The organism is Streptomyces sp. NPDC020845, assembly GCF_044334165.1.
In the GTDB taxonomy this organism is placed as follows: Bacteria; Actinomycetota; Actinomycetes; order Streptomycetales; family Streptomycetaceae; genus Streptomyces.
On record NZ_JBIRSJ010000020.1, the window covers coordinates 244,146 to 253,928 of the forward strand.

General features: G+C 71.9%; 13 protein-coding genes. All 13 read left to right on the forward strand.

The features are described 5' to 3' along the window. Positions 1–6 precede the first annotated feature (6 nt). Positions 7–798: an SDR family oxidoreductase gene (locus ACH4U7_RS43080; protein WP_385621238.1), complete on the forward strand. Its 792-nt coding sequence runs from the start codon at positions 7–9 to the stop codon at positions 796–798. An 81-nt stretch (positions 799–879) separates the two neighbouring features. After that, a complete protein-coding gene (locus ACH4U7_RS43085) occupies positions 880–1,845 on the forward strand; it encodes an alpha/beta hydrolase (protein ID WP_398533232.1) in 966 nt (321 codons plus the stop codon). Further along, complete coding sequence (locus ACH4U7_RS43090; RefSeq protein WP_398533233.1) at positions 1,842–2,180, forward strand: hypothetical protein; 339 nt, start codon at positions 1,842–1,844, stop codon at positions 2,178–2,180. Before ACH4U7_RS43085 ends, ACH4U7_RS43090 begins: the two co-directional genes overlap by 4 nt. After that, entirely contained in the window at positions 2,180–2,587 is a 408-nt protein-coding gene (locus ACH4U7_RS43095) for a hypothetical protein (RefSeq protein ID WP_398533234.1), read from the forward strand. Before ACH4U7_RS43090 ends, ACH4U7_RS43095 begins: the two co-directional genes overlap by 1 nt. 1 nt (position 2,588) lies before the next feature. After that, the gene (locus tag ACH4U7_RS43100; RefSeq protein WP_398533235.1) at positions 2,589–2,987 is read left to right on the forward strand and encodes a hypothetical protein; all 399 of its coding nucleotides are present in this window, start codon (positions 2,589–2,591) and stop codon (positions 2,985–2,987) included. A gap of 87 nt (positions 2,988–3,074) precedes the next feature. Continuing rightward, positions 3,075–4,208, forward strand: coding sequence for a beta-ketoacyl synthase N-terminal-like domain-containing protein (locus tag ACH4U7_RS43105; RefSeq protein ID WP_398533236.1), 1,134 nt, complete (start codon positions 3,075–3,077; stop codon positions 4,206–4,208). A gap of 33 nt (positions 4,209–4,241) precedes the next feature. After that, entirely contained in the window at positions 4,242–5,231 is a 990-nt protein-coding gene (locus ACH4U7_RS43110; protein WP_398533237.1) for an ACP S-malonyltransferase, read from the forward strand. A gap of 46 nt (positions 5,232–5,277) precedes the next feature. Beyond that, positions 5,278–5,532, forward strand: a complete 255-nt coding sequence (locus tag ACH4U7_RS43115) for an acyl carrier protein (RefSeq protein WP_385621255.1) — start codon at positions 5,278–5,280, stop codon at positions 5,530–5,532. A 1-nt stretch (position 5,533) separates the two neighbouring features. Continuing rightward, positions 5,534–6,529 (forward strand): 3-hydroxyacyl-ACP dehydratase FabZ family protein, encoded by a 996-nt coding sequence (locus ACH4U7_RS43120; protein ID WP_398533238.1) that lies wholly within the window; start codon positions 5,534–5,536, stop codon positions 6,527–6,529. Between the two features lie 4 nt (positions 6,530–6,533). Then, positions 6,534–7,313 (forward strand): 3-oxoacyl-[acyl-carrier-protein] reductase, encoded by a 780-nt coding sequence (gene fabG / locus ACH4U7_RS43125; RefSeq protein WP_398533239.1) that lies wholly within the window; start codon positions 6,534–6,536, stop codon positions 7,311–7,313. Between the two features lie 41 nt (positions 7,314–7,354). Next, positions 7,355–8,095, forward strand: coding sequence for a 2-hydroxychromene-2-carboxylate isomerase (locus tag ACH4U7_RS43130; protein ID WP_398533240.1), 741 nt, complete (start codon positions 7,355–7,357; stop codon positions 8,093–8,095). 139 nt (positions 8,096–8,234) lie between these two features. Beyond that, a complete protein-coding gene (locus ACH4U7_RS43135; protein WP_398533241.1) occupies positions 8,235–9,164 on the forward strand; it encodes an alpha/beta hydrolase in 930 nt (309 codons plus the stop codon). Positions 9,165–9,214: 50 nt separating this feature from the next. Continuing rightward, positions 9,215–9,783: biotin carboxylase N-terminal domain-containing protein (locus tag ACH4U7_RS43140; protein WP_398533242.1), on the forward strand; the 569-nt coding region annotated here is incomplete at its 3' end.

Below are 9,783 nucleotides of genomic sequence, written 5' to 3' on the forward strand. Positions count from 1 at the left end.
CGGCTGATGATCACATCACTCAAGGGCTCCTGGTGCCTGATCCTGGGCGCGTCCAGCGGCATGGGCCTGGCCACCGCCCAGGAACTGGCGCGCGAGGGCGTCAACATCCTGGGCGTCCACTTCGACACCGCGGAGGGGCAGGACAAGGCCGCCGTCGCGCGCGAGGAGCTGTGCGCCCACGGAGTCCAGGCGCACTTCTTCAACGCCAACGCGGCCTCCGCCAGAACCCGGGAGGAACTGCTGCCGCAGTTCGCCGAGCTGACCGGCGAGTCCGGCGTCAGGATCCTGGTGCACTCCCTCGCCTTCGGCACCCTGCTGCCCTTCGTAGCCCCCGAGGGCGAACCGGGCGTGACCTCCCGCCAGATGAACATGACGCTCGACGTGATGGCCCACTCCCTCGTCTACTGGACGCAGGACCTGTTCACCGCGGGCCTGCTGCGCGAGGGCGCGAAGGTGTACGCGATGACCAGCGCGGGCGGCGCCCGCGTCATGCCCAGCTACGGTGCCGTGTCCGCGGCCAAGTCCGCGCTGGAGTCGCATGTCCGCCAGCTCGCCATGGAGCTGGCCCCCTCCGGCATCGCCGTCAACGCGCTGCGCGCCGGGGTGACCGTGACCCCGTCCATGGAGCGCATCCCGGGCAGCGACCGGCTCGCCGAGTACGCGCGCGGGCTCAATCCGCACCACAGGCTGACCCGGCCCGAGGACGTCGCCGAAGCCATCTCCCTGCTCTCCCGCACCGACTCCTCCTGGATCACCGGCAATGTGATCGGGGTCGACGGCGGCGAAATCCTGACCTGACCGCACGCTGACCTGACCGCACGCTGACCGACCTGAGCTGACCGACCTGACCTGAATCAACTTGTACGCCGAGGACCGACGATGACCAGTGCAGACACCGGCGGCGCACCGCCGCGGCGGCCGGGCGGCGCCCTGCGCGCCCCCGCGGCGCCGCTGCTGGGCATCGTCGGCGCGGCCAAGCACGCGTATCAGCTCTACCACCCCCCGCTGCCCGCCGGCCGCGCCCGCACCCCGGCCGACAAGGGGCTGCCCCTGCTCCACAAGACCGTGGTGGCCTCCTTCGACGGCGTCCCGCTGCGCGCCTGGGTGGTGCCGGGCGCCGGGCCGCACACCGTGATCGTGTGCCACGGCATGGGCCGCACCAAGTCCATGGCGCTCGGCCATATCGAACTGCTCCACCGGGCCGGCCACCACGTCATCGCGTACGACATGCGCAACCACGGGGACAGCGGCGGGGACCGGGCGCTGGGCCGTATGGCCGAGCGCTACACCAGCGATCTGCGGGACGTACTCCTCGCCACCGCCGCCGACCCCCGGCTGCGCGGTGGCGCCATCGCCCTGTACGGGTTCTCCTTCTCGACCTGGCCCGCGCTCCAGGTGGTGCGCCGCTCCCGGGTGCCGGTGGCCGCCGTGATCGCGGACAGCGGCCCGGCGTACGACGTCCCGGCCGGGCTGCGCCACTTCGCGGCGCTGCGCGGGCGGACCCTGCCGCCCTGGCTGCGCGGGCCGTTCACGCTCGCCGCCTACGAGCGCGCCTTCGAGTTCTTCGCGATGCGGATGCTGCGCCTGGCCGACTGGCCGCCGGACCTGTCCGCGTACGACACCCGGCTGATGTTCATCGCGAGCGCCGACGACACCTTCGTCCGCCCCGACGCCGTCGCGCGGACCGCCCGCCACTACCCGCGCGCCGAGTACTGGACGGCGGCCGGGGCCCCGCATATGCGGGGGCTGCGGTTCGACGCGGCGGAGTACGAGAAGCGGGTCCTCGGCTTTCTGGCCGAGGCGTTCGACACGTCCGAGGGGGCCATGGGGGGTGGGCGGCCATGACCGACCAGCCGCTGGACCACCTGCTCGTCGAGAGCGGCGGGGCGGAGTCCGGGCCCGCCTGCGAACGGTTCGTCGGCGACGCCGTACGGCTGCTCCAGGACGGCCACCGGGTGGTGCTGTTCCTCGTCGAGAACGGGGTGACCGCCGCCGTGCCCGGCGCCTCGCCCCGCGTCGCGACCTTCCTCCAGGGCGGCGGCGAGCTGTGGGTGGACGCCTTCTCGGCGGCCCAGCGCGCCCTCCCCGCCGAGGATCTGCTGCCCGGATCCCGCCTCGCGGACATGGACGAGGTGGCGGACCGGCTGCTGGAGCCCCGCTTACGGGCGGTGTGGCACTGATGGCCTGGTCGCCGCCCCCCACCGACGTACTGCTGCAACTCCTCGGCGCCCCGCACCAGACCGAACTCGTCAGCTCAGCGCTGCGGCTGACGACCGCGCTGCTCGGCAAGGGCGCCCGGGTCCAGGTGTGGGCCTGCGGCGACGCCACCCGGCTGACCTGGACGGGCCTCGGCGAGACCAAGCCGCGCAACTACGGCGACTGGGAGCGGGAGTACCCCTCCGCCACCCGGATCGTGCGCGAGCTGCTGACCGACCACCCGGACCGCCTCTACTGGTACGTCTGTGCCTTCTGCGCCGAGGAGCGGGGCGCGGCCGACCAGATCCCGCAGGTGCGCAGGCGGCCCATGTTCAAGTACGCCGAGCACGTGGCCGTGGCCGGCAAATGCCTGTCCCTGGGGGTGCACTGACATGCCCGAGACGACGGCACGCTGGCTGGTGATGATCGAACGGGCCTATCGGGGCGCGGTCGAGCGGCAGTTCGCCGACGTACTGTCGCTGATCACCGAGTTGCACCGGCAGAGCGGCGGCACCGATCTCGCCCTGCGCGGACTCGCCGCCAGCTACGCCCTGACCACCGACTACGAACCGGCGGTACGCATCGGCGGCCGCACCCTCGACACCCTCCCCGACCCGCGCGCCACGGTGCGGGACATCCTCGCCGCGGGGGTGGCCGTACTGGTCGAGGAGCCCGACCTCACCGCGCTCGGCCGCACCGCCGCGGACCGGCTGCTGCCCGGCGTACGAGTCGTCGAAGGAGGCGGACTGGCCGCCCGCTGGTCCTCGTACGAACAGGTGTGGTTCCTGTGACCGGGCCCGAGAGTGACGACCCGGGCCGTCAGCGCTCCGCCCACCCGCACACTGCCCCAGCCCTCTCCCGAAGGAGTGCACGGATCCATGGTCTTCGCCACCGCCACCAGCGGCCCGGTCATCTCCGCCTGGGCCGCCATATCTCCGCTCGGCCTGCACGGGGCGGACTTCGCCACCGGGCTGCACTCCGGCCGCAGGGCCGGTAAGCCACTGGACCCCGAGGAGTGGTCGGTGCCCTTCCACGAGGCCTGCCTCGTGCCCGACTTCCACATCAAGCAGATCCTGGGCCGCAAGGGCACCCGCTCCATGGACCGGGCCACCGGCCTGGCCGTGACCGCCATCGGCCAACTCCTCACCGACGAGCGACCCGAACGCCTCCCCGGTGTGGGCGAGGACACCGGCGTGGCGCTGGGCACCAGCACCGGAAGCGCCCAGTCCATCATGGACTTCACCCGTGACTCCCTGGTCGGCGAGCGCCCCTTCTTCGTGGACCCGGCCCGGTTCCCCAACACGGTCATGAACTGCGCGGCCGGGCAGACCGCCATCTGGCACGGGTTCAAGGGCCCCAACACCACCATCGCGGGCGGCCGCGCCACCGGGCTGCTCACCCTCCAGTACGCGCTGCGGCTGCAGCGCGCCGGGCGGGCCACCACCGTGCTGTGCGGGGCCGTTGAGGAGTTCTCCTCCGCCCGCGCCTGGCTGGAGTGGCACTCCCGCGCCGACGGCGACACCGCGGCCGTGCTCGGCGAGGGCGCGGCGGTGTGGCTGCTGGAGCCGGAAGCGGCCGCGCGCGAACACGGGCGCGTCGGCCTGGTCGAGGTGGCGGGCCTCGAGTTCGGGTTCGCCGGCGACCCCGAGGGCGGCGCCGGGCGGGCCCGTACGGTGCTCGCCGACGTGGTACGGCGGCTGCTGGACCGTACGGGCGTGGAGCCCGGCGGGATCTGGGCGGTCGCCGATTCGCAGGCGCCGGGCGCGGAGGGGGAGGCGGAGCGCGCCGCCCTCGCGGAGGTGCTGGGCGGCCATGAGCCGCTGCGGATATCGGCCGTCGACTCCATCGGGGACACCTACGCCGCCTCGGCGGCCTTCCAGATCACCGCCGTGCTGGCGCTCGCCGAGCGGTCGGACACCGCCCCCGGCAGCCTGGCCCTGGTCACCTCGGTGGACCGGGACGGCGTGGTCGGCGCGGCCTTGCTCAGGACCCGGCCACAAGCGACCACGTAACACGCGCGGGACCACCGTGAGGAGCTGGTTGAGATGACGAACGACGACAGAGCGAACACAGAGAACAGAGCGAGCACAGACAACGGGAACGCCCGCACCGCCCTTGTCTTCCCGGGCCAGGGCGCCCAGAAGCAGGGCATGGGAGAGGTGTGGCGGGAGGCGGAGTCCTGGCCGCTGGTCGCCGGGATCTCCGAGCACACCGGAGTGGACGTCGAGGACCTGCTGCTGAAGGCCGACGACGAGACACTGCGCCGCACCGACCTGGCCCAGATCGCCGTGTTCACCACCGAAGTGCTCGCCCACCGCGAGGCGGTAGCGGCCGGCGTGCTGGGCGAGGTGGTCGCGTGCGCGGGGCACAGCCTGGGCGAGTACACCGCGCTGTACGCGGCGGGGGCGCTGTCGCTCGCCGACGCCGCGCGCCTGGTCGCCGCCCGCGGCCGTGCCATGCGCGTCTGCGCCGAGCGGTCGCCGGGCACCATGGCCGCGGTGGTCCGCCTGGACGCGTCGACCGTGGAGGCGCTGGCCGCGCGGGCCCAGGAGGCGGGCGAGGAGCTGTGGGTCGCCAACGTCAACGCGCCCGGCGCCATCGTCGTCTCGGGCACCGCCGAGGGCGTGGCGCGGCTCGGCGAGTCGGCCGTCGAGAGCGGCGGCAAGGTGATCCCGCTCAAGGTCGGCGGCGCCTTCCACAGCCCGCGCATGGCGGATGCGGCGGCCGAGCTGGAGGCGGCGCTGACGGCCGTGGAGTTCGCCGCCGAGCACATGCCCGTCGTCGCCAACGTGGACGCCCACGCGTACACCGACGGCGGTCGGTGGCGGGACCTGGAGCTGCGTCAGCTCACCAGCCCGGTGCGCTGGGAGGAATGCGTCCGCACGCTCGCCGGTGAGCTCGGCTGCACCCGCTTCGTGGAGCTCGGCCCCGGCCGCCAGCTGACCGGGATGATCCGCCGTATCGCCAAGGACGCGGCCACCGTCCCGGTCGACTCGTCCGCCGCCCTCGCCAAGCTGACCGCCCCTTCCGACTGAGACGCCCGACTGAGCACCCCCGACTAGAACCGCGAGGAGAACACCCATGGCAGACACCGCCGCCGCCCTGGACCTGGAGGAGCTCCGAGCCTTCGTCGCCGACGTCCTCGACGTCGAGGAGGAGGAGGTCACCGACGACGCCGACTTCGTGGAGGAGCTGGGCGTCGACTCCCTCATGGCCCTGGAGGTCATGGTCGTCCTGGAGAAGAAGTACTCGGTGAAGCTCCAGGAGCAGGAGATGAAGGAGATCACCTGTCTGAGCAACGTCTATGACCTGCTGGCCTCGAAACTGGAGAAGTGAGGTGACGACGACAACCGCGTGCGGACCGGTCGACGGCACCATCGAGGTCGTCGACCCCGGGGCCCCGGGCGGCCGCCCGGCCCGGACCAGGGTCCTCATCGACGCGACCGAGCGGGTGTTCGCCGGACACTTCCCGGGCTTCCCCGTCTTCCCCGGCGTCTGCGTGGTCGAGTACGCCCACCGCGGCGCGCTGGCCACGCTCCCCGAGCCCGGCGAGCACTGGACCCTGGCGGCTGTCGAATCGTCCCGGTTCACCAGCCCGGTCTTCCCCGGCGACCTGCTGAGCTGCGCAATCACCTGGTCGCGGGAGACCGGGCCGCGGGCGGCCGGGGAGTGGCGCTGCCGGGTGGCCGTGTCCACCGGGCGGGGGCCCGTCGCGCTCGTACGGCTGCGCTACGCCCGCGACGGCGGCGGGCAGCGGGAAGCGGCCGTGGCCGAGCGCACCGCCGAAGCGGCGCCCGCGGTCCCGGAGCACCGGACGGAGCACCGGGCGGAGCACCGTACGGTGATCACGACCAGCGAGATCAAGCGGGTGCTGCCGCACCGCTACCCCATGCTGCTGATCGACCGGGTCACCGAGCTGGTACCCGGCGGCCGTGCGACCGGCATCAAGGCGGTGACCTGCAACGAGCCCTGGTACGAAGGGGTGCGGGACAAGGCCGCCGAGGAGGACTACCACTACCCGTGGACGGCCCTGATCGAGTCCTGGTGCCATGTCGCCGGGGTGCTGGTCGCCCACGACCAGCCGAACCCCGATGTGCTCAGCGGTCAGGTCATGCTGCTGGGCGGCATCACCGACGCCACACCGCTGCGCCCGGCCGTCCCCGGTGACCTCGTCGAGCACCGCGTATGGCTGTCCCGCCAGGTCGGCGAGACCTTCATGTTCGAGGGCGAGAGCCGGATCGGGACCGAGACCGCCCTGACCGTCGGCCGACTGGTGATGACCATGCGCCCCGCCGCGGCCCTGACGGACGCGGCTCCCACGGGAGGTGAGTGACCGGATGCCCGATACGGACGAGACGAAGCCCACGACGACCACGCCACCCACGACGCCCCGCGTCGCGTTGGTCTCCGGCGGTTCGCGCGGCATCGGCCGCGCCACGGTGCTGCGGCTGGCCCGGGACGGTTTCGACGTCGCGTTCTGCTACCAGTCCAGCCCGGACGCCGCCCGCAGCCTGGAGAAGGAGGCCGAGGAGTTGGGCGGCGGGCGGGTGATCGGCAAACAGGCGGACGTCTCCGACGCCGACTCGGTGCGCGAGCTGGTCGCCTTCGCGGAGGAGCAGTTGGGCGCCATCGACGTCGCGGTGACCTCGGCAGGCATCACCCAGGACAATCCGCTGCTGCTGATGAAGGACGAGGAGTGGCGGCAGGTGCTGGGCGTGAACCTGGACGGCACATACCACGTGTGCCGCTCGGTGGTCTTCGAGATGATGAAGCGCAAATCCGGCTGCATCGTCAACATCTCCTCGGTCGCCGGGGTGTACGGAAACGCCACCCAGAGCAATTACGCGGCGTCCAAGGCGGGGATCATCGGATTCACCAAGTCGCTCGCCAAAGAGGTCGGCCGCTACGGCATCCGGGCCAATGTGGTGGCGCCGGGCTTCATCGATACGGATATGACCTCCTCGCTGTCGGAAAGTACGCAGAAGGAGGCGCGTAAGAAGATCCCGCTCGGCCGCTTCGGTCGCCCGGAAGAGGTCGCTGACATGGTCGCGTATCTCATCGGGGCGGAGTATGTGACCGGCGCGGTCTTCGAGGTCGACGGCGGCATCGTCATCTGAGCCGTACGGAACACAAACGGAACAGAAAGGGGGGATCAGCGATGGCCGGCAGGCGCGGCAAGGTGCCACGCTTCTATTTCAACTTTCGCAGTCCGTACAGCTGGATCGCCTACCGCGATCTGATGGACCGCTATCCGGATGTCGCACAGACGGTCGAATGGCATCCGTGGTGGGAGCCGGACGCGGACGGCGAACGCCTGATGAAAGAGCACGGCGAGACGTTCCCGTACACCCCGATGACGCGGGAGAAGCACCTCTACATCCTTCAGGACGTACGGCGGCTCGCCCGCGCCCGCGGACTCGACATCAGCTGGCCGCTGGACGAGGACCCGGTGTGGGAGGTGCCGCACCTCGCGTACTTCCTGGCGCTGGAGGCCGGGCACGGCCCCCGGTACATCGAGCGCGTCTACCGGGCCCGCTGGCAGGAGGGGCGCGACATCTGCGATCCGGCGACGGTCGCGGACATCGCCACGGAGCTGGGGCTGCCGGCCGAGCGGCTGGCGGGGGCGGCCGAGGACCGGGAGCTGCGCGAGGGTCCGGCCCTTGCGGCGCTGCTCGCCCTGGGCCGGGACGGGGCGTTCGGCGTCCCGTTCTTCCTCCACGGCTACGACAAGTTCTGGGGGGTGGACCGGCTGCCCGCCTTCGTCGAGTCCGTACGCGCCCGTGCCCGCCCCGATGCCGCGCCACGGCCCGAGCCCGTAGAGCCTGCCGAGGCGCGTGGTGGGCCGGACTTTGCCGCAGCCCGCTCGGGCGACCAGGGCCATGCCGGGGGCTGCGGCTGACCGCACACACGACCCGCACACACGACCCGCACGCATGACCGCACGAACGCCCCGCAAACCTGACCGATTCACCCGAGACGACCGAGACGAGACCGCTCTGACTCCCGACGGACACCCCTTCCCTGCACGGAGGACGCAGATGCCCGAGCCACGGCAGAAGTCGGTACGGTATTCCGCGCTGAAGTCCCGCGTCCTGTCGGCCGCGGCGCTGCCGCTGGCCCCGCTGTACGGGGCCTCGCTGGCGTACCGGGCCTTCCATCCGCGCCGGGCACAGGACGACGGGCATCCGCGGGACTACGGCCTGCCCGCCACGGAGCTGAAGATCCCCTTCGCCGCCCGGAAGTACGTCCACGCCTGGCTGTGCCCCGGATCCGAGCAGAAGGTGGTGGTCCTCGGGCACAGCATGGGGATGAGCAAGACGCGCAGCCTCGGCCACGCCAAGTTCCTGCACGACGCGGGCTACACGGTCTGTCTGTTCGACCACCGCAACCACGGGGCCAGCAGCGTCGACCGGGCGCTGCTGGGCCTCGGCGACCGGTTCGCCAGCGACGTCACCGCCGTCGTCTCCCATCTGCGCGGCAACCAGGGCTACGGCCAGGCCCGGTTGGCCGTCTTCGGCTTCTCCTTCTCCTGCTTCTCGTCCATGTGGGCGCTGACACACGAGGGGTTCGCCGTGGACGCGCTGGTGTGCGACAGCGGCCCCGGTCATGACGTACCGCCGCTGCTGCGCAAGTACCTGGAGGCCGGGATGTTGCCGGTGCCGGCGCCGCTGAGCGGGGAGCCGTCGCTGTCGGTGGTGAAGGGGGTGCTGTGCTCGCTGGCGCCTGCCCTGGTCCGGGCGCAGTGGCCGCCGCCCGCGACGGGGAAGTTCGCCGAGATACCGCTGCTGTTCATGTCGGGGGAGCGGGACGCCATCGTGCCGCCTTCCTCAGTGGACGCGCTCGCCGAGCGTTATGCCCAGGCCGAGACGCATGTCCTGCCGAACGCCGAGCATCTGCTCGGCTTGGAGACCGATCCCGAGGCATACGCGAATGTCGTACTGGATTTCCTCAAGCGGGCCCTGGGGTAGCCACTGACCGTCCTGGACGGACGGTTCTTCTGACAGAGGGAAGAGAGAGCATGCAAAAGGTGCTCATCGCCAATCGTGGCGAAATCGCGGTCCGCGTTGCCCGTGCCTGTCGGGATGCCGGGATCGCGAGTGTTGCGGTCTACGCCGATCCGGACCGGGACGCGGTACACGTGCGCGCGGCCGACGAAGCCTACGCGCTGGGCGGTGACACCCCCGCCGCCAGCTACCTCGACCAGACCAAGGTCCTGGCCGCCGCCGCCGAATCCGGCGCCGACGCCATCCACCCCGGCTACGGCTTCCTGTCCGAGAACGCCGACTTCGCCCAGGCCGTCCTCGACGCCGGCCTCACCTGGATCGGCCCCCCACCGCAGGCCATCCGCGACCTCGGCGACAAAGTCGCCGCCCGCCACATCGCCCAGCGCGCCGGAGCCCCCCTGGTCGCCGGCACCCCCGACCCCGTCACCGGCGCGGACGAAGTCCTCGCCTTCGCCCGGGAACACGGCCTCCCGATCGCGATCAAAGCGGCCTTCGGCGGCGGCGGACGCGGCCTGAAAGTCGCCCGCACCCTCGACGAAGTCCCCGAACTCTACGACTCCGCCGTCCGCGAGGCCGTCGCAGC

Coding starts and splice junctions, on each gene's coding strand:
- ACH4U7_RS43080 (WP_385621238.1), top strand. CDS start 7: ATGATCACATCACTCAAGGGCTCCTGGTGCCTGATCCTGGGCGCGTCC.
- ACH4U7_RS43085 (WP_398533232.1), top strand. CDS start 880: ATGACCAGTGCAGACACCGGCGGCGCACCGCCGCGGCGGCCGGGCGGC.
- ACH4U7_RS43090 (WP_398533233.1), top strand. CDS start 1,842: ATGACCGACCAGCCGCTGGACCACCTGCTCGTCGAGAGCGGCGGGGCG.
- ACH4U7_RS43095 (WP_398533234.1), top strand. CDS start 2,180: ATGGCCTGGTCGCCGCCCCCCACCGACGTACTGCTGCAACTCCTCGGC.
- ACH4U7_RS43100 (WP_398533235.1), top strand. CDS start 2,589: ATGCCCGAGACGACGGCACGCTGGCTGGTGATGATCGAACGGGCCTAT.
- ACH4U7_RS43105 (WP_398533236.1), top strand. CDS start 3,075: ATGGTCTTCGCCACCGCCACCAGCGGCCCGGTCATCTCCGCCTGGGCC.
- ACH4U7_RS43110 (WP_398533237.1), top strand. CDS start 4,242: ATGACGAACGACGACAGAGCGAACACAGAGAACAGAGCGAGCACAGAC.
- ACH4U7_RS43115 (WP_385621255.1), top strand. CDS start 5,278: ATGGCAGACACCGCCGCCGCCCTGGACCTGGAGGAGCTCCGAGCCTTC.
- fabG (WP_398533239.1), top strand. CDS start 6,534: ATGCCCGATACGGACGAGACGAAGCCCACGACGACCACGCCACCCACG.
- ACH4U7_RS43130 (WP_398533240.1), top strand. CDS start 7,355: ATGGCCGGCAGGCGCGGCAAGGTGCCACGCTTCTATTTCAACTTTCGC.
- ACH4U7_RS43135 (WP_398533241.1), top strand. CDS start 8,235: ATGCCCGAGCCACGGCAGAAGTCGGTACGGTATTCCGCGCTGAAGTCC.